The following is a 25,567-nucleotide window of genomic DNA, read 5'->3' as shown; positions in this document are numbered from 1 at the left end:
TATCGCGTTTTCCCGCCTGCGGCAGTCTCGGTTACAATGCGCTTCTCTTTTTTCCCTGCATTCCGGAGGCTGAATGACCGCCGATGATTATCCGTTCCGCTTTGGCGGCATAGAGCGCCTCTATGGCCGCAAGGCCCTGAACGCCTTCCGTAATGCCCACATAGCCATCGTCGGCCTCGGTGGTGTTGGCTCCTGGGCCGCTGAATCGCTGGCTCGCAGCGGCATCGGCACGCTCACCCTGATCGACATGGACGACATCTGTGTGTCCAACACCAACCGCCAGCTGCATGCCCTGGAGGGCCAGTATGGCCACACCAAGACCGATGCCATGGCCGAGCGGCTGAAGGCCATCAACCCCCAGGCGGATATCCGCGTGCATTTCGGGTTTTTAACCACCAAGAACGTGGCAGAGTTGATTACCGAGGATATGACCGGGGTGGTGGACGCCATCGACAGCGTGAAGGCGAAAGCAGCGCTGATTGCCCATTGCCAGCGGCGTAAGGTTCCGATTGTCTGTGCCGGCGGGGCCGGCGGCCAGATGGACCCAACCCAGATTCAGGTGGCCGACCTGAGCAAGACCACCCAGGACCCGTTGTTGGCAAAGGTGCGCAATATGCTGCGCCGGGAGTACGGGTTCTCCCGGAATCCAAAGCGGCGTTTTGGAATTGAGGCGGTGTATTCACTGGAACAGCTCACCTACCCCGCCGCCGATGGCGAGGTGTGCCTTCAGAAGCCGGCCACCGAGGGTCCGGTGCGGCTTGACTGCGCCTCTGGCTTCGGCGCAGCCAGCCCGGTAACCGCCAGTTTTGGTTTCTTTGCCGCCTCCCGGTTATTGAACCGGATTGCCCGCAAAGCCAATCAGGCCGATTAACGGCAATCCAGCACCAGCTTGCCCCGCACATGACCGCCTTCCAGCAGTTCGTGGGCTGCCTGTACCTGGTCCAGGGAAAATACCTGCTCAACATGGACCTTCACATCACCGTCTTCAATCAACTCGGCGATTTCATCCAGATGGAAGGCATCCGGCCGTGAGCGCATGCCGTGGGCTCGAACGCCCATGGCTTCTGCGGCGCTGACCACTTCATCGGCGGTCACCGTGGGGATGGTTACCAGCACGCCGGAATCACTGAGGGTTTGCAGGGAACGCTTGCCGGTCTCTCCCCCTACCAGGTCCAGCACCACATCCAGGCCATAGCATTCTTCGGTGAAGTCGGTGGTGTGGTAGTCGATCACCTCATGTACCCCCAGTTCCGCCAGGAAATCCCGGTTACGGGAGGACGCCGTCACGATGACGTGGGCGCCCCGCTCCAGGGCAAACTGAACCGCAAAGTGCCCAACACCGCCGGCCCCGGCATGAATCAGGATTTTCTGGCCAGACTCCAGCTCCGCCACCTCAAATAAGGCCTGCCAGGCAGTGAGCGCAGCAAGGGGCACGCCGGCAGCCGCGATCAGGTCCAGCTCTTCCGGCACAATGGCGAGATCTTCAGCGTCGGCAATGGCGTACTCGGCGTAGGCTCCGCCAGTGACCGGGAAACCGATCATGCCCATCACCCGGTCGCCCGGCACCAGCGTGGTCACGCCTTCACCCACGTCCACCACTTCACCCGCCGCGTCGTAACCGGGCGTCCAGGGCAGACTGTTTTCTATCTGGGTTGCGACGAATCCCATGCCCTTACGGGTTTTCCAGTCGATGGGATTGAGGCCGGCTCCGTGTACGCGAACAAGCACCTCGCCCTCACCCGGTTGCGGAATGGGCGATTCTGTCACGCGCAGCACATCACGCTCACCAAAGCGATCATAGACCACGTGGCGCATGGTGCCGGTTTCGGTCAGATCAGATGATTCCATGGGTGTCTCCAGACAGCAGTGAACGGTGCCGTTACCGGCCTGAACTCTCAGACTAGCAGAATTTTACCGGCCCGGCCTCAACCGGGCAGGCCCCGCCCGCCGGCTACCAGCGCGCCGCCAAGTATCTCGGCGAAGGCCTTGGGCGCCCGGGCTGGCCGCTGGGATTTCATATCGACACAGGCATGGGTGGAGAGCGCGCGCAGCAAGGTTTTGCCATCGGCCGGGCGAATCAGCTGAAACTGCCGGGCAGAGCGGAAACGGCCATCCCAGTCGGTGAGCCAGGTACCCAGCACCAGTTCATCCCCGGCATTGGCAGAGGCCAGGTAATCCAGCTCAGTGCGAGTAATCGCCATGGCCTTGCCGGTCTCTTCATGCAGGGCCCAGGTCATGCCCAGGCTGTCGATGTGCTGCCAGCTCACCTCTTCCAGCCAGCGCACATACACCACATTATTGGCGTGCCCCAGCCGGTCGGTGTCCTCCGGGCGAACGGTGATGGTCATGGTAAACGGGTCAGGCAAGTCCCAGTTCAGCGCCTGTGTCATGGTTGCTCTCCAAGGCCGGGAATAGCGTGCAACGGTAGCCGGCCAATACGGTCATTGTGAAGTGAACCAAAGTATAGAACGCCATCATGGGGATTCACCGAGGTGATTTCCTGAAGGTGGCTGCCGCGCGTATCGTGCAGGCTGGTGATCATCTTACCGCTGGCATCAAAGGCAACCACCAGCCCATACTCCTGTGGCTGGGGCTTCAGACTGTCAGGCAACTTGGCCACCAGATTCTTCAGCCAGGGCTTGCGATGCATGCTGTCCACCTGAGCATTGCGTAAGGTTGGGAACGCGACCCAGTAGCGGCCCTGATCATCTACGGCCAGGTTATCGGGAAACCCGGGCAGGTTGTCTGCAAAGACTTCAGCCTGGCCCGCCCTGGGCCCGGTGATCCAGTATTTCAGGATACGGTACTTCCAGGTTTCGTTAACCAGCACGTAGTCACCCGCCGGCGACACCGCCACGCCGTTGGCAAAGTGCATGTTGGCCAGCAGGACTTCGGTACGGCGGGTACGAGGATTATAACGAAGCAGGCGGCCGTGGGGGCGCATTTCCAGCAAATCCAGAAGGTAGTCCGGCTGGCGGAAGCGGGAACTGGCGTCGGTGAAATAGATACGGCCATCCGGCGCAATGTCCACGTCATCGGTAAAGCGGAACGGCGTGCCTTCGGCCTCGCGGGTCAGTACCGACAGGGTGCCGTCTGGGGTGATGGACAACAGGCCTTTCCAGGCATCAGCGACAATCAGGTTGCCCTGGGCATCGAATACCATACCCAGTGGCCGTCCGCCGGTCTCCAGCCAATTCTCTACAGTACCATCAGGAAACACGCGCACGATCTTGCCGTCCTGGGTACCGGTGTAAAGCACGCCGTTTGCATCAATGGTGGTATCTTCCGGACCATAGACTTGGCCCCGGGCCAGCAAGTCTGCCAGGCGCAGGCGTTCGTTGGGCGCCAGCACACCGGTCATGGCCGGCGGCGATGGTGCCTCCCAGGCCTTGCTGTCAACCGGCGACGGCGTGAGCAGGAAGCTGCCCAGCAGTAGAAAGATGACCAGCAGGCCTATCAACAACCATTTCATCATGTGCGCCCGATCCATTGGTGATTGTTAGACGGTAGGCAATATCAAAGCACCCTAACCTTAGCAGACATTACCGGGTTTCTGGCAACGCAGGACAGGCCGTCAGGATCCGAGAAAACGACGACACAAAGCCGCAAAGGTATCGGGCTTTTCCGCATGCAGCCAGTGCCCGGCACCCTCGATTATCTTCAGTTCGGCGGCCGGGAACAGTTGCCGGATGGGGTCTTGATGTTTGCTTTGGATATAGGCGGAATCAGCGCCTTTGATAAACAGCACCGGACCATTGTATGGCCCCTCACCCTCCGGCGCGGCGGCCAGTTTCTGATAACAAGTGTCAATCACAGGCAAATTCAGGCGCCAGCGGAACATCTGATCACCATCACCGGCCTGCTCTGCCGGTATCCGCTCCAGGTTTTTCAGCAGGAACTGCCGCACGCCCGGGATTTCAACAAATTCGGCCAGGCGCTTGTCCGCTTCCTGGCGAGTTGTTACGCCAACCAGGTCCAGGTCCTTCATGCCATCCAGAACCGCATCATGCCGGGCTTTGTAGGTGACCGGTGCTATGTCCGCGACGATGATACCCTTGACCCGTTCCGGATAACCCAAGGCGACCTGCATCGCCACCTTGCCACCCATGGAATGACCCAGCACCCAGGCCTTGTCCAGATTGTGAGCGTCCATGTAGGCCACCACATCGGCCGCCATGGCCGGGTAATCCATGTCGTCGGTGTGGGGCGAACTACCGTGATTGCGCTGATCGAGGGCGTGAATCTGCCAGCCATCTTCCAGGCGGCGGGCGATACCCCCAAGGTTCTCAAGGGAGCCGAACAGCCCATGCAGCAGGATCAGGGGCTCGCCCTGGCCGGTAATACGATGATTCAGTTCAACGGTCATGCGCTGACAGCCTCCGGTGATGGGGATGAACCGGATACACTACCATCGCCAGACTCGGGGGCAAGGAGAAATTAGGCAGACAAACCGCAGGCACAAAAAAGCCGGGATAAACCCGGCCAGAAGGTCACAGACATTACGACGGACAGATCAACAGTAGAAGATGCTGTCCAGATATTCCGCCAGTGCCAAAACGTTTTTACGCTCGGCCTCGTTATGGGGTACAAAGATTTCCCGTTCCATACAACACCTCCATTTTGCCTGTTGGCTACTTCAACCTGATGCGTACCATGCTATCGTTGAAGCTATGGCAAGCCGTTGACTGGCTGTGCCAATCGTTTGACATTTTGTATCACTCTGACACACAACCACCCGGAGCCAACCATCGGCATGCACGCGCAAATGGACCAAGCCGATCCCCCGCAGGTTGCGGCGTCCAGCACCCTGGCACTGGTTCACTACCTTGATACGCTCGGGCTGTTAGACCGCTCCCGCGTAGCGGCGCTCACCGGCCTGAGCCTGGAAGCCCTGGAAGATCCGGATTTGCGCATTCCCGCCAGCACTCACTACCAACTTTGGGAACTGGCGGAACAACTGACTGGAGACCCCGGTGTTGGACTGCATGCCGGGCAGGTTGTTGACCCTGAACGAATGGGCCTGGTCGGGCATGTATTCTTCAATTGCGACACACTGGGCGAGGCCGTCGTGCAGTACGTGCGCCTGCACCGGCTGATCAACGAATCGGTAACCCTGAGCTTTGAGCAAACGCCGGATCAGGCCATCCTGACCTGGCAGCCAGACCACCCCGATCACTACTGTCGTCAGGATATGGATCGCACCCTGGCGGCGGCCCTGTGTCGAACCCGTCATTTTATTCACCGGGGCATTGAAGCCGACTGGCTGGAAGTGGCCCATCCGGAACCCGGCTATGCCAGCGAGTACCGGAAACTGTTTGGCGGGCCGGTTATTTTTGGTGCCGGCATCACCAGAATGGCGTTCTCCAGCCAGCACCTCGGGCACCCGATTCCCCATCGCAACCCGTATGTCTATTCCGCCATGCTGAAGCAGGTCAATGCGGTACTGGCCCGTCTGCAAACGCGGAAGTCGTTCAGCCGCAAGGTTCGCCGCCTGATTTCGCGCCAGATGGCCACCGATCGCATTGATGCCGACACCCTGGCCCGGCAATGCCATATGAGCCGCCAGACCCTGTACCGCAAGCTGAAAAAAGAAGGCCTGAGCTTCCATGACCTGGTGGAACAGGTGCGCCAGGACAAAGCCCTTCGGTATGTGGCTGACGATCAGTACGCACTGGGAGAAATTGCCTTCCTGCTCGGCTTTTCCGAACTCAGCGCCTTCAGCCGTGCCTTCAAACGCTGGACCGGCGTGGCACCGGCCCAGTTCAGGGCAAGCCACCAGGAAGGCAAGAGATGACCCCGGATAACCTGTCACTGCTGGCCATCCCCCTTGCTGCACTGTACCTGGCGGCCCTGGCCTGCATTTATCGGATCCTGCTCAGCTATCGCACCGCCCAGGGGGCCATTGCCTGGATCATCGCGCTGGTAGGCCTGCCCTATATCGCGGTGCCACTGTTTGTTCTGTTCGGCAGAAGCCGCTTTGGCGGTTATGTCAAAGCCCGCCGGATGGGCGATCAGTCCCTGACCACCCTGCTGGACCAGTTCGAGAAGCAGACCACGTCGATCTCCAACCCCGGCCACGAACATTTCAGCGATGAGCTGCAGGTGCTGTGCAAGTTGAGCCGGCAGCCGTTTACCAGCGGCAACCAGTGCACCCTGCTGAAAGACGGAACCGCAACCTTTGAGGCCCTGTTCGAAGCCATGGAGGATGCCAGGCAATACATTCTGCTGGAGTTCTACATCGTGCGCTCAGACAAGGTGGGGCAGCGCATCAAGGCGATTCTGGAACGCAAGCTGGCGCAGGGTGTCGAGGTGTGGTTTCTGTACGACGACATCGGCAGTGTGTTGCTGTCACGGCGCTGGCTTAACGAGCTGTCAGCCGCCGGCGCGCGCATCGCTTCGTTCGGCAACGGTAACGTGCGCCGCCGGCGTTTCCAGATCAATTTCCGGAACCACCGGAAGTTACTGGTCTGTGATGGCAAGGTGGGCTTTGTTGGCGGCATTAACCTGGGCGACGAATACCTGGGCACCGCGATGGACCAGGAACCCTGGCGCGATACCCACTGTCGCATTGAGGGCCCGGCCGTGACCGGGTTGCAGCTGGCGTGGCTGGAAGACTGGCACTGGGCCAGTAATATCCGCCCGGAACTGGACTGGCACCCGAGCTTTGACACCGGCGGTGATCAACAGGTTCTGGTACTGCCTACCGGGCCTGCAGATACCTGGGAAACCTGCACGCTATTTTTCCTGAACAGCATCAACAATGCCCGCACCCGAATCTGGATTGCGTCGCCCTATTTTGTTCCGGATTTCCAGATCATGAACGCCCTGCAGCTGGCGGCGCTGCGTGGGGTGGACGTTCGCATCCTGATTCCGGAAAAAACCGATAACCGGCTTATTCGCCTGGCAGCCTATTCCTATCTGGTGCAAGCCAGCCAGGCCGGCATCGGGATCTATCGCTACCAGCCCGGTTTCATGCACCAGAAGGTGGTGCTGGTGGATGACCGCTACGCTGCCGTGGGCACGGCGAACCTGGACAATCGCTCCATGCGCCTGAACTTCGAGATCACGGCGGTGAACACCAACGGGGACTTTGTCCGCTCGGTTGACACCATGCTCCGGGAAGATCTTGAGTACTGCCAGAGAATGACTGAACGGGACTACCAGGACCGATCCATCCTCTTCCGACTCAGCTGTCGCGCGGTGCGACTGCTGGCGCCGTTGCTGTAGCGGTTATTCTGGCTCCGGCAAAAACATTGTGCGACCATGGCCTTTCCGACGGTTCACCTGCTGTAAACAAATAACCCATGAACGCATTCAAGCCCAGAGAAACCCTGACCGAACAAGTCGCCCGCCATATTGAAAACCTGATTGCCTTTGAACAGCTGAGATCCGGTGAGCGCATCTACGAAAGCTCCATGGCCAAAGAGATGGACGTCAGTCATGGTTCCATCCGCGAGGCGCTGTTACTGCTGGAAAAACGGCACCTGGTGCGCAACGTGCCACGCAAGGGGGCGTTCGTTACCCCGCTGGACGAGCACTTTGTACGCAGTCTCTATGAAATTCTCGAGCTGTACCTGACCCACACCGGCCAGAAACTGGTGCGACAGTGGCAACCCGAGGACATGGCCCGGCTTGAGAAGCTGTACCGGCAAATGAAGGATTGCTACCAGAAAAACGACCTGATGGCGTTTCTGGAACTGGGCATTGAATACACCAAGGCCTCGCTGGTGTACGCGGACAACTACTTCATCGTCTCCGCCATCGACGATCTCTGGCCTTCGGCCAAACGCTGTGCGTTTGTCGCCTTTCGCCAGGGCGGCGCCCAGGTACTGGAAGACAACCTGGTGCACATGGAAGAATCCATCCGCGCCATTGGCAACCGGGACGAAGCGGCCCTGGCCGACATCCTGCACCGATACGCCATCCAGCAATGCGAACAGGTTCTGGCTGCCATCAACGTGGGTTGAGGCTGGCGCTGGCTGACGGGTCAGTAGAACAGCTGGGTAAACGAGAAGCCGATATTCAGGTAGGCGGTCCAGTTATCCTCGTTGTTGTAGGCAGCGGCCAGTTGCACCGGCCCGAGCAGGGTATCCACGCCAGCAAAGGCACTCCAGGAACGCACGGTGTCGCCCCACCGGGCATCGCGCATACTGTCCCAGGCATTGCCGGTTTCAAAACCGGCGCCGGCAAACCAGGGCATGACCGGACCACCAAACTCCCGCCGACCGTACACAGAGGCCAACACCGCGTCGTTGCCGGTAATTTCCCCCGGGGCATAGGCTGAAAGCTGGCGAAAACCACCCAGGCGGGCGGCGTTTTCAATACCGGCATCGCCGCTGAAAATCTGGCGGGTATACAGCAGCCCGGTCAGGTTAAAACGCTCCCAGGTGCCAGTACCCAGCAGCATCGCCGTGACGCCATCAAAGTGCCGGTCTGAACCCAGATCTTCCCGCTCCACCCGCCCGCGAATCCCGGCAAAAGCGCCGGATTTCGGGAAGAAGGCATCGCTCAGGGAATCGTGCACCAACTGCAGGCTGACATGCCCCTGATGCACATTGTCGGCGGGGGCAACCGGAACGCCCACTTCGTCGTCAACCGAGGCATACCCACGCACATAGGCCAGCCGGACTTCACCATTGCCTCCCAGCTCCATACCCAGGGCCAGATCCACTTGCCGGAAAGTGACATCCACTTCCGAGATGCGCCGGCCCTGATCGTAGATGCTGTAATCGTCGCGTCGATACTCCACACCGACCACGGCAAACCGGTCATAGCCGAAGGTCAGCGGCTGGTACCACTGGCTTCGGACCCAGGGCTGGGTGCCCAGCTGAACACCGGTCAGCCACTCGGCGCCCAACCGGTTCAGCTCGGTCATGCGCAGGCCGGCTGCCAGATTGAAGCGGGTATTTCCCTCAAAGTTATCTTCATAGTTGAGCCCGAATGACAGGTAATTAGGTCCCCAGCTTTTCTCCCGCGCCCGTATCACAAGGACCGGTCCCGCTTCCGTAGGTGCCAGTGACCAGCCCACGGATTCGTAATAGCCAAGGCCATAGATACGCTTCAGGTCTGCCTCAAGCTCCGGTACGTCCAGTACCTCCCCCGGTTGCTGGCGAATCCGCTCCCTCAGGAAGTCTGTCGCCAGACGCTCGCCCTGGGCGATCTCAACCCGAACCACAGGCCCAGGCACCCAACTGCCTGCGGCACGGCGCGACTGGTACGCTACCCACTGCTCCTCAGACACCGACAGCCGGTTCAGAGCAACCGCATGCTCACGGGCGGCGGTAGCACCCAGTTCAAACAGGACCGGCGCATCGTAAAAATCGGCGGAGCCAAAGCCTTCGAGGTCCGGGTGAACCAACACGTCTTGCTCGGTCAGCAGTGCCAGTTGGGCATCGGTATTCCTGCGGGTTATCAGGGTAGTCAGTTGCCCCACCACCGAGAAAGCCTCCCGCAATTGATCGGCGCCCATCATCGGATCGGTGATATCCACGGCAATGACCACATCCGCGCCCATCTCCCGGGCTACACTGACCGGCAGATTGTTGGCAACGCCTCCGTCCACCAACAGCCGACCCTTGCGCTCAACTGGCGCATAAACGCCCGGAATGCTCATGCTGGCCCGAATGGCCTCAGCAAGATTACCGTCTCCGATGACCACCTCTTCACCGGTTTCAAGGTCGGTGGCCACGGCTCGGAAGGGAATGGGTAACTGATCGAAATTTTCAACCAGGGCAGCATTGCGGGTGAGTTCATTGAGGATAAAGCCAAGATTCTGCCCGGTCACCAAGCCTCCGCCCAGGTGCACACCTTGCCTGCTGACCCCCAGGCCGGGCACCAGTGGCAGACGCCAATCGTCCTGTTTGCGCCGGACCGGCTTGAACGCCCGGCCGGGGTCGTCGCGGAAGCTGGACAACCAGTCCAGCTCCAGAAACCGCTGCTCAATCTCGGATACCGACATACCCGAGGCGTAGAGTGCCGCCACGGCGGAGCCGGCACTGGTGCCTACCACCACATCCACCGGCACCCGCATTTCTTCCAGCACCCTCAGAACGCCCACATGGGCCATCCCTTTGGCACCGCCACCACTGAGCACCAGCCCAACTTTCGGGCGTTCTGAGGGTTCTGACGCCAGTACTGGCGCCCACAACAGGGGCACCAGAATGAACAACAGAAACAGATAATACCGCCGGTCAGGCAAATCCCGGTCAGCTCTTGTCGCGGTGTTTGTCATCGTCGGCCAGGGAAAGGTGGGAAACGTCCGGAACCATCGGTGGTGGCAGATCTCGTTTTACGCCCAGATCGGAGCCAGGAGGCGCCAGGCTCCAGTCATCCAGGTGCTCGAACATGGGCGTTTCCGGGTCTTCGTGTTCCACCAGGGTGACACCCACCGGGTCCAGGGTCAGGCCTGAGCCCGCGAGGATATCATCCACTTTGTCACCGGCCACCGGTAGGCGATCTCCGGGTTCGGTCGCCGGCACGTTGCCCTCAGAGGCCGGTTTCGGCGGGGCCGATGGTGCTTCAGTCTCGGCTTGCTGATCAGCCTGGGAAACCGGCGCAGGTTTCGGTGCCGGGGCCGCAGCCTGGGCAGCCCCGGCCATCGGTTGTACATGGGCAATCATGCCATGCTTGCGCAGTACCGCCTGGTACTTCTCTGCCTGAACCTGTTCCAGCTTGTTACGAATAACGACTGGCTGGCCACTGAACATGCGGTCCAGTTGCTCCACGCTGGCCTTGAACAGGGCCCGGGCGTTGTTGCGGGCAGTCTCGACATCAGTACCTGGCGCGCATTCACCCCTGAATACAAGCTGGAACATGGCTATCCCTCTCACTTTCCCAATGGTTCTGGCTCCATAATAGCGGAAAACCAGCTCTGCGGCAGGCAGGCAAACACCCGGCGACGCGGAATTATGTCCAAAATGCAAACAATTGAAAAATACCGGGAATCAATGACGAAATTTTCGACACTCTCTGCAATAATCAACCGTAACCAAACTTTACACTTGGTAACATAGAAGTTATCTCATCCGTTTTCGGGAGTGCTCGTTATGCGCACCAGACTATACGCCTTCGCATCCGCGGTTGCGTTATCGATGCCAGCCAGCCAGGTACATGCCGAAAATCTTGACGTTTTGATGAGCCAGGTTTTTTCCAACCAGGAAGCCACCTACATCGGTTTTGAAAGCGTGGAACGGGAAGACATCCCGGAACAAGCCGCCGTAGACCGGAAATATCTGATCGTCGACTTCCGACTCGCCGAGCAGAATCCGGAAAGTGAGCAGCTTCAGGCCAGCGTCCACAAAGTCTGCATGACCCTGCTGAAAGACCGGGCGCTGGTTCGCTCCCTGTCAGACTCCGGGTACGACATGGTGTCGGTGGCGTTCGACCGCAAATCCCAGTTCGACTGCCTCTAAGCTCAACGCTGGCCCAGCAATTTGGGGAAAGCTTCAAGGGCCGTATTAACCGCATCCAGATTGAACGCCTCTACATCCGCCAGCAGTTTTTCGCCGTAGCTGGTGACCGACGGCGAACGATGGCGCTGACCCCACTCAACAATTCGTAGCGCAAAGTCTTTCATCTGTTCCGGGTCGCCGCTTTCACGAACATCCTGCCACTGGTCACCAAAGTCCTCCGCCAGCTTCTCCCGCAGCCAGCCTCGCTCCTGCATACTCATGGTCTGGGCCAGCAGCCGCTCGGCTTCCTCCGGCGTCCCGTCATCTTCCGCCTGCTCTACGGTGGCCTCAACCCGGGGCAACACGAGAGTAAAGGTGGACCCAACATCCGGTTCACTCTTTACCGTCAGTTCACCGCCCATCATTTCCACCAGCTTCCGACTGATGGCCAGGCCCAGGCCGGTGCCGCCGTATCGCCGGGAGCTCTGACCTTCCTGCTGCTCAAAGGCGTCAAAAATACGATCCTGCTGATCCGGCGCAATGCCAATGCCAGTGTCGGCCACGGTCACTTTCAACCGGTAGTAGCGGATATCCGCGTCCTTGCCGGTGGATTCCTCCAGTTCTTTGGCCACGGCCCGCACTGTCACTCCACCCTCATGGGTGAACTTGATGGCATTGCCCACCAGATTGAACAACACCTGGCGCAACCGGGTTTCATCCAGCATCATTGCCGAGGGCATACCAGAGCCTACGCTCACCTCCAGGGTAATGCCCTGTTCGGTCGCTCGCAGATCAAAGATATGCCGGACATCGCTGAGCAGCCGGCGAACCGAAACCGGGCCGAAGTCCAGGCGCATCTTGCCAGCCTCGATCCGTGACAGGTCAAGAATGTCGTTGATCAGCATTAACAGGCTGCGGCTGCCGGCGCGGATGGCGTTCAGGTAGTTGCGCTGCTGGGGATCGGTCACCGAGTTGTAGAGCAGATCGCTGTACCCAATGACCGCATTCATCGGGGTTCGGATCTCATGGGACATATTGGCCAGGAACTCACTCTTGGCCCTGCTCGCCGTCTCCGCCTCCCGGGCCAGGCGCTCGGCCTCAAGCTTGGCCGCTCGCAGTTCATCTTCGCTGCGCCGCAAGGCATTCTCGGACCGAATCCGTTCATCCACTTCCAGCGACAGCTTGCGGTTCCAGTAGAGGAAAATCAGTACCACCACGATGGCAATCAAAATGATGCGCCTGACCACCGTATAGTCGGTTTCCTGTTCGATATCCAGGTGTATCCAGCGGTTATACACCGCCTCGGTTTCCGATGCTGGCAGGCTGCTCAGGGCCTTGTTGAGGATACGGTGTAAAATCGGGTTGTCCTTGCTGACCGCCAGCCGCAGGTCATATTGATAGGGCGTGATGCTGGTAATCCGCAGGTTCGACAGGCCCAGCCGGGCAACCGTGTAACTTACCGCCGGAATATGCGTGACCATCACATCCAGGTCGCCGTTGGACAGCGCCAGGAGCCCCTCTTCAACCGTTTTTTGCGGATACAGATCCAGGTTCGGGTGATTGATCAACAGATAGTCGTGACTGGCCTGGCGGTTAACCACCCCAACCCGCTCGTCCCGCAGCTCTCTGAGGTCACCAATGAACCGGCCGGTATCCCGGATGGCCAGGGCAATCGGTACCGACACATAGGCCCGGGTGAACAGGAATTCCTGTTCGGTTCGGGGGGTGCGGGACATACCCGGCAGAATATCCACTTCACCCGCCTTCAACATGTCCTCGGCCGACTGTCGGGAGCCCGCAATCACCCGGTTGAAGCGAACATCCAGGTTCTCCTCCAGCCGTTTGACGAGGTCAGAGGCAAGGCCCGCCGGGCGGCCATCTTGCTCGAATTCAAACGGTGGCCAATCGCCACGCATACCCACTTTCAGCCCGGGATGGCGTTTCAACCACTCCAGTTCCGAAGCGGTCAGGGCCACGCCACGGCCCTCAAGGGCTGGCATATTCGCCTGCAACCAGGACTGGCGAATATCCCGGTGCTCGTTGTGACTCAATGCCTGAACGGCCCGGTCAAACACCCGGAAAAGGCGGTCACGGCTGGTCGGCACCTGCAACACGACATCCACCGGGCGATTATCCAGCAGAACGGCCAGACCGATACCATTGATCATCGCGGATTCAAGGTAATCCGAGACCACCGGGACCGGTCCGAGGAAGGCGTCGGCCTTGCCGGACAAAACCAGGCTGATGGCTTCACCCAGACTGGCGACGGGCACCGGCGAAAAGTTATCAATCGGGTCCAGCAGTGGGAACTGGTTGGGATCGCCACCAATAATCGCGACATTGGCAGATTCCAGATCCGACAGCGTCCGGTAGGCGGCGTCACCGGCATTCACAAATATCCCATAGGTCAGCGACATCATCGGTGAGGTGTGCCGAAGGCCCGGGATCACCGGCGATCCCGGAATGCGGGTGGTCAGAACCAGGTCCGCATCTTCGCCCTGGTCGACCGCCATGAAAGGCTCAACCGGAACGCCAAGCTTATCTGACAAGCGGGCGAGATAATCAATCCAGATACCCGCCAGCGCACCCTCACCGGTATCGAACACCAGCGGCACCTGGCTCTGCCTGACAGCCACCCGGAAGCCATCCTGCTGGCCCAACCACTCCAGGTCTGCAGCGCCCAGAACCGGCGCCGGCGAAGCCTGGGGCGGTTCCGCCCACACGACCCCTTGAATCAGGACAAACAAGAGGCCATACAATAACTGTGGAAGAGACTTCACTGGATATCCTCGGTGGTTCCACTACATTTCAGGGAACAATACCTGCAAATGTGGAAGATTTCATACTGCCTCACCGCACACAGGAGAAGCCTGTCTCATGGACACCAGCAAACACACTCTAAGCGTCCTTTTTCAGCAGCTTGGTTTACCATCAGATCAGAAAAGCATGGAGAGTTTTATCGCCCGGTATTCTCCACTGCCTCCGGAAATTGCCATCCAGGACGCCCCTTTCTGGTCCGAAAGCCAGTCGCAATTTCTTGAGGAGGGGCTTGAGGAAGACAGCGACTGGGCCGAGATTATTGATGAACTGGACGCCCTGCTGCGGCACTGATCGGCGCCGTCAGTCCACCATGACCTGATTGCGGCCGGCATCTTTGGCCTGATACAGGGCCCGGTCGGCACGATCAAACACGGTATCTTCGGCATCACCATCCCGGAACTCTGACACGCCGGCAGAAAAGGTGATTGATACCGGCTTGCCGCCAAAATGGAATGGCAGTTTGCCGACATGCTCACGAAACTGCTCTACCACGTCCCGGGCAGCCTCCAGCCCGGTCTCCGGTAACAGCAACACGAACTCCTCACCACCAAACCGGGCGATGAAATCCGTGCTGCGCAGGCGGCTTTTCATCTCCCGTGCCACCAATTGCAGTACCCGGTCACCGGCTTTATGGCCAAAGGAATCGTTGATTTTCTTGAACAGGTCAATATCAATCACCGACACACTGAGCGGGTGTCGGTAACGCTGCCAGCGGTTGTATTCGAATGACAGCCGCTCCTGCCAGGCTTCCCGGTTGGGCAGCTGGGTAAGCAGGTCGGTCATCGCGCGCTCCCGCTCCCGGCGAACCTGCGCCTGCATCTGCTCGGAATGAGCCTCCATGGCGGCGACCTTCTCCTGCATGGCATTGAGTTGCTGCGCCAGCATTTCCTCCCGCTCGGCATCCCGCGTGCAGAATCGTTCCAGAGCACCACCGATGAACTCCAGTCGCTGGCTCACAGACTGCTTGAGGCTCTGCAAGTCCTGACTATGTTGAATATCCTCGGATACTTTGCTCAGCTCCGACCGGATTTCCCGGTCCAGCGTTGCGGTATCATCGTGTCTGGAAGCGTAGGCATCGGACTGTTCCGAAAAGTGCTGACGCAGGGTTTCCAGGCGCTCGTCCAGCCGTTTGAGGAAAGTCTCGAACTCTCGCTGGCTGCGGGTAACCGCCTCAATCACCAGTTCAGCCACCTGATTCAGGCCTTCCCTAAGGACCTCCCAGTCGTTGCTCGATAACAGGGTTTGCTGAAGCGTCCTGGCCTGCGACTCCACCTCTGGTTCCAGGCTGACCTGATTCAACAACAGCCCCAACAACTGGCCCACACGGCGGGCGATTCTGAGCCGATGCCCCTCTTCGGCGATATCATGCTCACTTCCCGTCGGCTCCTCCGGCGCGACGGCCTGTGTGTCGGCCTCTGGGCCCTTTGGCTCGGCTTCATCAAGACGGGTAATGGCTTTGTCAATCTGATCCTGCAGGGTTTTCCAGGCATCGATATCGAACTTTTGTTTGCGCAGGTCGGATCTCAGGCGATTGAGCAGGTTATCAAGTTCCGGAGTCTGGCCTTCCGAGGCCAGGCTGGTTCGCACCAACATGCGCTCAAGCACATTGCGCTCGGCTAACCACTGTTTTTCGCGCTGCTCTGCCTCGTCCAGTTCCCGAAGATACTTATCCTTCCAGGACTCCTCAGATGCCATGAAACACTCCCTCAAGAACCGGTATGATCATTGTCGTTGCGGTTGATATGGTTGGTCGAACGTCGACGCGCCCGGGGATGACTTTGATCGTACACCCGGGCAAGATGCTGAAAGTCCAGATGAGTATAGACCTGTGTGGTGGCGATGTCCGCATGACCAAGCAGTTCCTGCACCGCACGCAGGTCGCCGCTGGACTCCAACATATGGCTGGCAAAGGAGTGCCGTAGCAGGTGCGGATGCAAGCGCTGGTCGGCACCCTGCACCATGCCCCAGCGGGCCAGGCGGGCCTGGATACTGCGCTGGCTCAGGCGACCACCCCGCTGGCTGACGAATACCGCGGTTTCGCCCTCGTTTGCCATAGCTGTTCGGTGCGCCAGCCATTGGTTCAGGGCCGCGACGGCTTTGCCGCCGACCGGCAGAATGCGCTCCTTGTTACCTTTACCCAGAACACGCACCTCCCGGCCTTTCAGGTCCAGGGCGGGCAGGCTCAGGCTGGCCAGTTCTGCCAATCGGAGGCCCGAAGAGTACATCAGCTCGAACATGGCCAGGTCGCGGATTTCCAGGGGGTCGTCCGGATTGATGTCCAGCAGCTGGCTGATCTGGTCAACGTCTGCCACCTTCGGTAACCGGCGACCGCTCTTGGGGGCCCGGACGTCCAGAGCGGGGTTGTCCCGGGCAAGCCCTTCCCGAAGCAGGAACTGATAGAAACGCCGAATGGCGGACAGGTGCCTGGCAATGCTCCGGCCGCTTAAACCGTCTCTGCTCAGCCGGGCCACGTAGCGGCGGATGTCGTGAATCGTCAGCTCTGACCAGGCCGGGATGTCAACTTCGATCAGCCAGGCGACCAGGCGATCAAGGTCTCGTTGATAGTGATCACAGGTACGGGGGGAATGGCGCTTTTCGGTGGCGAGATGCCGGACAAACGCAACCACCGGGGCGGCCATCGCCTCGGGTGGTCGGGTGTCCGTCGCCAGCCCGGTCACCCCTGGCCGCTCTCCACAGCCAGGCCAGACACCGGGGCATCTGTGCGATAACGATCAAGCATGGGGGGCAGCAGCCGGCTCAGGGTATCGCTGATATAGCTGAGAAACAGCGACCCCATGCTCTGATCAAAATAACCCTGCTCGCAGCTGCCGACAGCAAATACGCCAACCAGTCCCTCGTGACGCAGCGGTACCAGGGCCACCGAGGCAATCGGTTCATCCCGGTCCGGGAACAGGAACTCCCGCTCGCTTTCCCGGAACTGGCCGCACACCGCACGGTCACCCTCCAGCAACGAGCCCAGACGCTCCCGGGCCTGGACGGAGTTGACGATGTGCAGGGCTCCCTCGCCTTTCTCCGGCTGCGCCGAATCGCTGAACAGCAGTACCGAGGCAGCATCCAGGCCAAAATCGCCGCGGATGCTGTCATCGACGGCGGCGGCTATATCGTTGAGTGACCTGGCTTCAATCACCTGCATCAGCAACCGTTTGCTTTTCTCGAACAGCCGGTCGTTATGACGGGCGATCGATACCAGCTCCACCAGTTCACGGCGAAGGGTATCACGCTGCTCACGGAACAGATGAACCTGGCGTTCCACCAGCGAGATGGCCCGGCCACTGTCGTGGGGCAGAGTCAGGCTGCGCAGCAGTTCATCCTGATCAAGAAAAAAATCAGGATTGGCGCGAAGATAATCGGCCACCTGCTCCCGAGTGAGTTCGCCGGCCTTCTGGCGGGCCGTTTGTTCTGTCATCGTGTTCTCCTGAGCCGTCAGGACCTTGTTTTATTGGTTCGGGAACTTCTGCGACGCCGGGGCTGGGGATCGCCCGGCAGACGAAGCTGCCCTTCAAATACCGTTTTAGCGGGGCCTTCCATCATAACAGGGGACCCATTCCCCTGCCATTCGATCACCAGAGGGCCACCCCGCAGCTCCACCTCCACCCGGGTATCCAGCAGGCCTCGCAGCTGGCCGGCCACCACCGCAGCACAGGCGCCACTGCCACAGGCCAGGGTTTCTCCCGAACCACGCTCAAATACACGCAAGCGGGCATGGCTCCGGTCGACGATCTGCAGGAATCCGATATTGGCCCGCGCGGGGAACCGGGGATGCTTCTCCAGCATGGGGCCAAGGGTGGCCACCGGCGCCGTGTCGACGTCATCCACCACCAGTACACCGTGGGGATTGCCCATGGAAACCGCCGACAATTCCACGCTCTGGCCATCAACATCGACGGTGTACACGGTCTTCTGACAGTCCGCGGCGAAGGGAATGGCGGGCGGATTGAGTTCCGGCACGCCCATATTGACCATCACCAGGCCATCCTTGCCGATTTTCAGCTCGATCACGCCCTTGGCAGTCTGTACCCGGATCACCCGCTTGTTGGTCAGGCGCTGGTCACGCACAAACCGGGCAAAGCAGCGGGCGCCGTTGCCGCACTGCTCCACTTCCGAACCATCGGCATTAAAAATACGATAGCGAAAATCCACATCAGGCAGGCCCGGCGGCTCCACCACCAGCAACTGGTCGAAGCCGATACCAAAGTTCCGGTCCGCCAGCTCCCGGATCAACTCCGGGCGCAGGCGGAAAGGCTGGCTGATGGCATCCACCACCATAAAGTCGTTCCCCAGCCCGTGCATCTTGGTAAACCGGAGCAACGGCCCCTGGCCCCGTCTTTGCGGATTCATTTCTTGCTCCCCGTTCATTCCGGCAGGCAACTTTCAGGGCCAAGCTGATCGTCCAGGGTCTCCCGGCGGCGCACCACATGCACCTGATCGCCGTCAACCATCAACTCGGGCGGGCGGTTACGGGTGTTGTAATTGGATGCCATAACGAAACCGTAGGCACCCGCCGACCGAACCGCAAGCAAATCGCCCGCCTTCAGCCGGAGTTGACGATCCTTGCCCAGAAAATCGCCGGTTTCGCACACCGGCCCGACCAGATCCCAGGCTTTTTCCTCGCCATCCTGATGGGGCTGTACCGGGATGATGGCCTGCCAGGCGCTGTACAGTGCCGGGCGGATCAGGTCGTTCATGGCGGCATCGATAATGGCGAAGTTACGATGCTCGGTGCACTTCAGAAACTCCACGCGGGTCAGCAATATACCGGCGTTGGCGGCAATGGAGCGGCCCGGTTCCATGATCAGTTCCAGCTCCCGATCACCCAGTCGCTCGGCCAATGCCTTGACGTAATCCGCTGGCTGCGGGGGCTGTTCCTGATTGTAGGTCACGCCCAGGCCCCCCCCCATGTCCAGATGGCGGATATGAATGCCCTGGTCCGCCAGAGTATCGATCAGCACCAACACCCGGTCCAGGGCATCCAGAAACGGAGAGACTGACGTCAGCTGGGAACCAATGTGACAGTCCACTCCATGGACATCCAGGTTTGGTAACGCTGCGGCACGGGCGTAAACCTGAGGGGCCTCGGCGATATCGATACCAAACTTGTTTTCCTTCAGTCCGGTGGAAATGTAGGGATGGGTGCCGGCATCGACATCCGGGTTCACCCGAAGCGATACCGGTGCCCTCACGCCCAACTCTCCGGCCACTTTGTTCAGGCGGTCCAGCTCGGTGTCAGATTCAACGTTGAAACAGCGCACGCCCACTTCCAGCGCCCGCTTCATTTCCCATTCCTGTTTGCCAACGCCGGAGAACACCACCCTGGCGGCATCGCCACCGGCGCGCAGCACCCGCTCCAGCTCACCGGCAGAGACAATATCAAAACCGGCGCCAAGTCGCGCCAGCACATTGAGCACCGCTAGGTTGCTGTTGGCCTTCACGGCATAGCACACCAGGTGCGGGCGGCCATTCAGGGCGCTGTCGTAGGCCCGATAGTGACGCTCGAGGGTGGCCCGGGAATATACGTAAGCCGGGGTGCCAAATCGCTCAGCGATTGACGCCACCGGAACATCTTCGGCGTACAGTTCGCCATTGCGGTAATTGAAATGATCCATGTTGATCCTGACTATCTGGATGGGTTACTGCCAGGGTTGGCCGCTCAGCGTTCCGGCGACTCATCGGTGTCGGCGCGCTCATCGACCTGACCGGACCGGGCCGGGTCTGCCTGCGGCACGTCCCGGTACAGTGGCCCCTTCTGGCCACAACCGGCAAGCAGCAGCAACAACAGCATCGAGAGCGCCCACGGCCGGCGAGATGGTCCAACCTGCATACCCATACCCCTGAGTGAATAATGGCCGAAGTATACCCGACACCCGCCCCTGATCGCGAGGGACCCGATGGCTTACGGCAGATAACGGTTGAGGGCGTCTTCCAGCCTGGTACGGTAATACAGTGACTGACCGGTCTGGATATCCCGTTGATACAACTGCGGGTCCAGATCATGGGGCAGGTGCAGGTCGGTGAGATACACCGGATAAGATTCACCACTTTGGCGCAGCGAACGGATGTAGTGTGCGACGGCGGGAATCAGACGGTCCCCGTATTCCTGCACACTGAACTCCTGATCGTTGCAGTAAATATCGAACCGCAGTGTGCTGTCGCCCTGCTGAACACCGACGGCCTGAACCTCCAGGCCCGAAAGTGGCACCGTGGTGCCCTGATAGGGCCGGAGTTCAGCAATCCAGCGGCCGTCGCGGCGTACCATTTCATAGCAACGGATACCGCCCGCCGGGTCCAGGTTATCTGCCTGACGCAACAGGCGCCGTTCCACCAGGTTCTCCAGGAAGCGCATTAACGGACCAAGCAGGTGGTTGCGATGCCCTGCCCGGACCGAACGGGCCCACAAACTGCCATGCTCATCGACAACCCAGAGCTGGCCACGGTCACCCTGAAGCAACCAGAACACCTGAATATTGCCAGCTTCGGACGCGGCGCAGACCGCCTTTAGCACCGGCTCGTCCCGCAGGGCATGGCGGTCCGGCACTATTGGCAGGTACTCATCCTGCGGCTGCAACAGCGCTGCCAGCAGAGCTTCACGACTGTCCAGGGCGACAAACCCCGGTTCCCGGCCGCTGAACTGCAGCAGGAAATAGCGATGATCCATCTCGATGATGTAACGCAAGGGGTGCGGCCCGGTGCCGCCGGCAAAGAACTGGCGTAACACATCTCCGAACAACTCCCGCACCCGGCGTGCAATGGCGCTGCCATGCCCCCGACTGGGGGCCGCCACGCGGATTTCCGGCAGCTCGGCCGGGTTCATGGCCACCTGAGCCAACACGTTTTTCAGGCACTGGATCAGGGTATCTCCGGCGGCATAGTGCTGCAGACTGATCTCATGCCAGCTGTTCAGGGTAATCTGATCAATGGTCAGCACCAGGTTATCGCGCCCACCGCTGAACCCCAGTGAGTCTGAACGGGCACTGAGCTTGTGTAGCCCACGTTCGGTCAGGTGGGCTTGCGGGTCCACCGCCACATTAATCAGCAACAGGTTTTTCAGCGGGCGCACACCTCGGGATAGCGCCTCTCTGGGCGCCGGAGACATGGGCATAGGCAGAAAGCCCGACAACACCTCCACAATGTCTTTCAGTTCGGCCACCGAGGCAACACTCTTGCCCGCCCGGACATTGAGCCGGGTGGAGCGATGCAACAAGCCGTTGCAGTAACACCAAACCAACAGCTCCGCCAGATTGCCTGCGCGGCGGATCACCGGTTGCCAGAAGGCGTCGGAGGGATCTTCAAGATCCCGGTACAGCAACCACCCATCACCTTCCCCGCCCTGTTCGGACTGGTGGTGAAAAGACAGGTTTTCCTCCGCCAGCGACGGCACCAGACCAGGGTTAACCAGTTCGATCTTGCCCGCCTTGCGCTGAAAAGCGGCGTAGAGTTTGCGGCCCAGCAGGTTAATGTCATTGGCGCTGATAGCCGCCTGGGTGTGCTGCTCCCGGGCCATGCGCGACAACAGGCGGTAACTGTGGGTAAGCTCCGCCACGATGTTCCGCCTGAGGCCTGTCACCTCTTCTGCCCGCCAGCGCTGGCGATCGTCCAGGGCGCTGAGGCGGTCTTCGCCCCATTCCCACTGCTGCACTAGCTGTCGTAGCAGATCGATTCGCCATTGGTCCCCGGCCATTCCGGCCCGGGTGAGCGGCAAACCCGCCTTCAGGTACAGGCTCCGGCGCACCAGGTCGAGGCGCTCCGGAGCACCACTGGTTAACAGCCATTGCTCCAGGCGCTGATACAGCATGACGTAGGGGTCCAGAACATCGGCACTGGTTTGCCCCTGATACACCGCCTGTTTGAAGCTGGCGGACAATAACGGCTGGGCGGTATCGGTGGCGTAACACTCAATCAGAAACAACTTGAGAATGGCCTTCCAGGGAGCATCAATGCCTTTATAGAGTTGCCAGATACCGGCGCCGGGGAACTCCTCATCCGGAATCGACGGCACAGCGCCAAAATCAATGTACTCGCTGGCCTTGATGAACCGGCACTCCAGCAAACGCCGGCGACATTCCCCGTAGTCCGCCTCGGCCTCCGACGGGATCAGCCACCAGAGCGGATAGCGCCCAGCCAGATGGATGCTGGTCCGGTAGAATTCATCCAGCAACAGAAAGTGCTGGGCACTGCCACAGTTCTCTCCGGTGACCTCGGCCCGCTGCCGGCCGGCCCGCCAGTCAGCGGCCGAGAAGACAAACACGTGGAGCTCAACGCCCAGCGTTGCCGCCCATTGCGACAGCTTTTCGGCCTTGCGCTCCAGGCTGCGGATGCCCTGTTCAGACAGATCATCCCGATGACAAAGCCAGGCATCCAGATCACTGGCAACCGAGTGCCCAAGGGTGCCGGGACTGCCCATCAGGAACAGACTGTCGAGATCGGCCTTGCGAAGCCCTTGATCGCGAACACTGAAACTTCGGGCATAACGGCGCGCGGAATTCAGCACATCGTTACCCGGCGTATAGCCGGCCAGGCCCTGGGGGCAGCTGCCATCAAGATAGCCCGGCAAAGCGGGATGATTCAGATGAAACGCCAGCGGTAACAGTTCAAGCACCACCTGCTGCCGGTAAGTCAGGGCGGAACACGCCCGTTCCCAGCGCTGACGATTGACCAACAGAAACCGGTCCCGCAGCCGCCGCAGGGTTTTTCGGTCGATGCCGTTCTCAAAGTCGAGAACGATGGGCGGTGCGAGAACGGTCAAGAGGGCTCCGGCAAGTGGTTATTTTCGGTCAGATAGTCAGTATGATGAATGAATCGTGGCAAAACCGGTAAAAAAATAAAAGGATGACCCGTTTTCGGCACACACCGGAACCGGCACCTCCTGAAGAGGCACCTGCGCTGTGAAAGAATTCATTATTCAACGTTATCGGCCGGATCTGTCCGGACCTGTCATTCAGCCAACCCTGCTGCGGGTGGACGACGATGGCCGAATCGCCCACGTCGACCGCCATGCCGAGGCCATGTTCGGCTACGACGCCGGGGCGTTGATCAGGCAACCGGTGCAACGCATTCTCGCCTCCCGGCAGGACGATCCCTTTGCCCCGGCCCACCGACACCATCTGGACAACGGCCAGACCGTGCTGGTGACCTTCCGCCACAAGGATGGCTTCTTTTTTACCGCCATTCTGGGCTTGCGCATGGAAATGCGCGATTCAGACCAGGCCGCCAACGCCACCATTTCCCTGAAAGACAGCGGCGACATGGACAGCCGCCTGTTACGACTGGCAGAACAAGGCGCGGGTTTCGGGCTCTGGGAGCTGGATATGACCTCCAATGAGATCAGCTGGTCTGAGGGCATGTACCGTTTGCTGGAGTTGCGCCCCGGGACGGAATTGTCACCCGAGCAGGCCTTGTTCTACTGCCAGGTCGGCCAGAACCGCGTGCGCGCCCTGTTCCGCCGCTGCATGCGCACGGGCCGGCCGTTCAGTATGGAGCTGTCGGTACTGACCAGCCGGCAACGTCTGCAACGAGTCATCCTGTCGGGCCGCGCCCTGAAAAGCGGCGGCCGGATCCAGAAGCTCGGTGGCGTGATGGTCAACCACAGTGAAGCCATGCTACATGACCACGCCCGGCAGCAGGCCCAGAGGATTCTGGAAGCAACCGCCAGCGCCACGCCAGACCTCGTGGTCGCTGTCGACACCAGCCTGAACCTGTTGCATTTCAACGCTCCCTGGGCAGAACAGTTCCGAAACGCCTTTGGCGCCGAACCAAGGCCCGGCGACAACCTTAAAACCCTGCTTGCCGACTTCACCAACGAACGGCGCATGATTGAGCGCCTGTGGCAACGGGCCTTTGACCGGGAGCACTTCGTGGCCGAGATGCCCCTGAACCGCCAGGGCGAAGGCCTGCCAGTCTACGAATTTCATTTCCAGAATATTCAGGGCCTGCAAGGCGAGGTGGTCGGTGCCGTCCATGTTGCCAAAGACATCAGCAATCGTGTCCAGCACAGCGGCAGCGGCGACTACCGGATGCGCCATGACCCGGTGACCGGATTGATGAACCGGCGCTCCTTTGTCGAGCATCTGGAACGGGCCATGAAGCATAAGCGCAAACGCCAGTCGATGGACGGCTTGCTGCTGCTCGACCTGGACAGTTTTGAACAGTTCAACGAACAGGCCGGCAGTGGCACCTGCGATCGGTACCTGCGTGAATTGGCCGGTATGCTCGGGCTGCGGGTGCGCCAGCGGGACGCCCTGGCCCGGCTGTCCGGTGACACCTTTGCTCTGTTCATAGAGAACTGCCCCGAACCCAGGGCCCGCAAGATTGCCGAGGAAATCCGGGAGCAGATTGCCCAGTTCCAGTTTGAATGGCAGGGCAGACAGTTACAGACCACCGCCAGTGGCGGCCTGCTGATTCTCGGAACCGACGCTCCGCTCCAGCCTGAACAACTACTGACCCAGGCCGCCGACCTGTGCCATACCGCCAAGACCTCCGGGCGCAACCGTATCCACACCACCCAGGCCTTGCCCGGCGAGTTGGCCAATCGGGGCACCGACCGCCAGCTTGACCAGCTGCATCAGGCCCTGGATAACGGCCAGCTGATTCTGGAGTTTCAATCCCTCAAGCCGGTGGCCAGCGTCACCTGGGGTGACCACATTGAAATCCTGTGCCGGATTCCGGGTACAGGCGACGACTCGCCCCTGCTGCCGGAGCAGTTCCTGCCAGTAGCAGAACGGTTTGACCTGGCCAAGCGCCTGGACCGCCAGGTTATCCGACAGACTCTCCAGTGGCTGAGCCAGCATCGACTGTTGGAGCCAAGGCTGAAGTACTGCGGCTTCAACCTGTCGCTGGCCACCATTCTGGATGACACCTTTGCTGATTTCATGGAACAACAGGTGCGCCTGACCCCGTTCCAGGCCCATTGTTTCTGCCTGGAGATCCGGGAATCCCACGCCACCCAGTATCCGGATGAGGTAGCCGTATTATGTGACGCCCTGCACCGGGCGGGGTGCCGGGTTGCCCTGGAAGGGGCGGGGGCATCCGTGGAAAGCTACAGCCTGGCCGCCAACCTGCCGGTGGATATCATCAAACTGGACCGGCGCATCATGAACGATCTGGAACGTGATCCGGTGCAGCAGATCATGGTGGATGCCCTGCATCGGATTGCCGAAACCGCCGGCAAGGAAACCGTCGCCACCTTTATCGAGAACGATGAAACCCTCAGGAAAGTCCGAACCCTGGGCATTCACTTTGGCCAGGGTTACCGTTTGTCACGGCCGCGGCCGCTGGAAGAGCTCAAACCAGCGGAGGTAGAACTCAGCACCGGCCGCATAGGCGGGTAAGCGGTTGCCGGGAGC

21 protein-coding genes are annotated in these 25,567 nt (G+C 60.1%); 7 read left to right on the top strand and 14 right to left on the bottom strand.

What is annotated here, in order from left to right; all coding sequences use genetic code 11:
• Positions 1 to 73 precede the first annotated feature (73 nt).
• The gene (tcdA, locus tag QUE75_RS02900) at positions 74 to 871 is read left to right on the top strand and encodes a tRNA cyclic N6-threonylcarbamoyladenosine(37) synthase TcdA (RefSeq protein WP_106694438.1); all 798 of its coding nucleotides are present in this window, start codon (positions 74 to 76) and stop codon (positions 869 to 871) included.
• On the opposite strand, the gene QUE75_RS02895 is transcribed toward tcdA, so the two are convergent.
• From QUE75_RS02895 to QUE75_RS02880, 4 genes are all read right to left on the bottom strand, one after another.
• Positions 868 to 1,848 carry an NADP-dependent oxidoreductase gene (locus tag QUE75_RS02895; RefSeq protein WP_286253507.1) on the bottom strand — a complete coding sequence of 327 codons (981 nt, stop codon included), beginning with the start codon at positions 1,846 to 1,848 and terminating at the stop codon, positions 868 to 870. The genes tcdA and QUE75_RS02895 overlap by 4 nt on opposite strands.
• Positions 1,849 to 1,925: 77 nt before the next feature.
• On the bottom strand, positions 1,926 to 2,390 hold the full coding sequence (locus QUE75_RS02890) for an acyl-CoA thioesterase (protein ID WP_072678627.1): 465 nt from the start codon (positions 2,388 to 2,390) through the stop codon (positions 1,926 to 1,928).
• Positions 2,387 to 3,472 (bottom strand): SMP-30/gluconolactonase/LRE family protein, encoded by a 1,086-nt coding sequence (locus QUE75_RS02885; RefSeq protein WP_286255589.1) that lies wholly within the window; start codon positions 3,470 to 3,472, stop codon positions 2,387 to 2,389. Before QUE75_RS02885 ends, QUE75_RS02890 begins: the two co-directional genes overlap by 4 nt.
• A gap of 102 nt (positions 3,473 to 3,574) precedes the next feature.
• Entirely contained in the window at positions 3,575 to 4,366 is a 792-nt protein-coding gene (locus QUE75_RS02880) for an alpha/beta fold hydrolase (RefSeq protein WP_286253503.1), read from the bottom strand.
• Positions 4,367 to 4,753: 387 nt separating this feature from the next.
• On the opposite strand from QUE75_RS02880, the gene QUE75_RS02875 reads away from it, so the two are divergent.
• The 3 genes from QUE75_RS02875 (at position 4,754) to QUE75_RS02865 (ending at position 7,967) form a co-directional block, all read left to right on the top strand.
• The gene (locus QUE75_RS02875) at positions 4,754 to 5,794 is read left to right on the top strand and encodes an AraC family transcriptional regulator (protein WP_286253501.1); all 1,041 of its coding nucleotides are present in this window, start codon (positions 4,754 to 4,756) and stop codon (positions 5,792 to 5,794) included.
• Positions 5,791 to 7,227, top strand: a complete 1,437-nt coding sequence (gene cls / locus QUE75_RS02870; protein WP_286253500.1) for a cardiolipin synthase — start codon at positions 5,791 to 5,793, stop codon at positions 7,225 to 7,227. The genes QUE75_RS02875 and cls overlap by 4 nt, the downstream gene beginning before the upstream one ends.
• Positions 7,228 to 7,304: 77 nt before the next feature.
• Positions 7,305 to 7,967 carry a GntR family transcriptional regulator gene (locus QUE75_RS02865; RefSeq protein ID WP_286253498.1) on the top strand — a complete coding sequence of 221 codons (663 nt, stop codon included), beginning with the start codon at positions 7,305 to 7,307 and terminating at the stop codon, positions 7,965 to 7,967.
• Positions 7,968 to 7,987: 20 nt separating this feature from the next.
• Here QUE75_RS02865 and QUE75_RS02860 read toward each other — a convergent pair whose 3' ends face one another.
• Together QUE75_RS02860 and QUE75_RS02855 are read right to left on the bottom strand one after the other, a co-directional pair.
• The gene (locus tag QUE75_RS02860; protein WP_286255587.1) at positions 7,988 to 10,066 is read right to left on the bottom strand and encodes a patatin-like phospholipase family protein; all 2,079 of its coding nucleotides are present in this window, start codon (positions 10,064 to 10,066) and stop codon (positions 7,988 to 7,990) included.
• Positions 10,067 to 10,205: 139 nt separating this feature from the next.
• Positions 10,206 to 10,814 carry a hypothetical protein gene (locus tag QUE75_RS02855; RefSeq protein ID WP_286253496.1) on the bottom strand — a complete coding sequence of 203 codons (609 nt, stop codon included), beginning with the start codon at positions 10,812 to 10,814 and terminating at the stop codon, positions 10,206 to 10,208.
• A 231-nt stretch (positions 10,815 to 11,045) separates the two neighbouring features.
• Between QUE75_RS02855 and QUE75_RS02850 the strand changes: the two genes are divergently transcribed.
• On the top strand, positions 11,046 to 11,411 hold the full coding sequence (locus QUE75_RS02850; RefSeq protein WP_061332529.1) for a hypothetical protein: 366 nt from the start codon (positions 11,046 to 11,048) through the stop codon (positions 11,409 to 11,411).
• Positions 11,412 to 11,413: 2 nt separating this feature from the next.
• Here QUE75_RS02850 and QUE75_RS02845 read toward each other — a convergent pair whose 3' ends face one another.
• Entirely contained in the window at positions 11,414 to 14,170 is a 2,757-nt protein-coding gene (locus QUE75_RS02845; protein ID WP_286253493.1) for an ATP-binding protein, read from the bottom strand.
• A 97-nt stretch (positions 14,171 to 14,267) separates the two neighbouring features.
• Between QUE75_RS02845 and QUE75_RS02840 the strand changes: the two genes are divergently transcribed.
• Positions 14,268 to 14,501 (top strand): DUF2789 domain-containing protein, encoded by a 234-nt coding sequence (locus QUE75_RS02840; RefSeq protein WP_286253492.1) that lies wholly within the window; start codon positions 14,268 to 14,270, stop codon positions 14,499 to 14,501.
• 9 nt (positions 14,502 to 14,510) lie between these two features.
• On the opposite strand, the gene QUE75_RS02835 is transcribed toward QUE75_RS02840, so the two are convergent.
• The 7 genes from QUE75_RS02835 to QUE75_RS02805 form a co-directional block, all read right to left on the bottom strand.
• Positions 14,511 to 15,905, bottom strand: coding sequence for a GGDEF domain-containing protein (locus tag QUE75_RS02835; protein WP_072678636.1), 1,395 nt, complete (start codon positions 15,903 to 15,905; stop codon positions 14,511 to 14,513).
• A gap of 11 nt (positions 15,906 to 15,916) precedes the next feature.
• Positions 15,917 to 16,849, bottom strand: coding sequence for a tyrosine recombinase XerC (gene xerC, locus QUE75_RS02830; protein ID WP_106694529.1), 933 nt, complete (start codon positions 16,847 to 16,849; stop codon positions 15,917 to 15,919).
• Between the two features lie 35 nt (positions 16,850 to 16,884).
• Positions 16,885 to 17,637, bottom strand: coding sequence for a DUF484 family protein (locus tag QUE75_RS02825; protein ID WP_061332525.1), 753 nt, complete (start codon positions 17,635 to 17,637; stop codon positions 16,885 to 16,887).
• 17 nt (positions 17,638 to 17,654) lie between these two features.
• Positions 17,655 to 18,569, bottom strand: a complete 915-nt coding sequence (dapF, locus tag QUE75_RS02820; RefSeq protein WP_106694528.1) for a diaminopimelate epimerase — start codon at positions 18,567 to 18,569, stop codon at positions 17,655 to 17,657.
• 14 nt (positions 18,570 to 18,583) lie between these two features.
• A complete protein-coding gene (gene lysA / locus QUE75_RS02815; RefSeq protein WP_106694427.1) occupies positions 18,584 to 19,834 on the bottom strand; it encodes a diaminopimelate decarboxylase in 1,251 nt (416 codons plus the stop codon).
• Positions 19,835 to 19,878: 44 nt separating this feature from the next.
• Entirely contained in the window at positions 19,879 to 20,049 is a 171-nt protein-coding gene (lptM, locus tag QUE75_RS02810) for an LPS translocon maturation chaperone LptM (RefSeq protein ID WP_138436827.1), read from the bottom strand.
• 72 nt (positions 20,050 to 20,121) lie between these two features.
• Complete coding sequence (locus tag QUE75_RS02805; protein WP_286253483.1) at positions 20,122 to 22,971, bottom strand: class I adenylate cyclase; 2,850 nt, start codon at positions 22,969 to 22,971, stop codon at positions 20,122 to 20,124.
• 139 nt (positions 22,972 to 23,110) lie between these two features.
• On the opposite strand from QUE75_RS02805, the gene QUE75_RS02800 reads away from it, so the two are divergent.
• Entirely contained in the window at positions 23,111 to 25,552 is a 2,442-nt protein-coding gene (locus QUE75_RS02800; protein WP_286253482.1) for an EAL domain-containing protein, read from the top strand.
• Positions 25,553 to 25,567: the final 15 nt, after the last annotated feature.

The organism is Marinobacter shengliensis (assembly GCF_030297115.1).
GTDB lineage: Bacteria > Pseudomonadota > Gammaproteobacteria > Pseudomonadales > Oleiphilaceae > Marinobacter > Marinobacter shengliensis.
The sequence above is the reverse complement of the archived record's forward strand: the minus strand, read 5'-3'. Positions and strand labels throughout refer to the sequence as shown.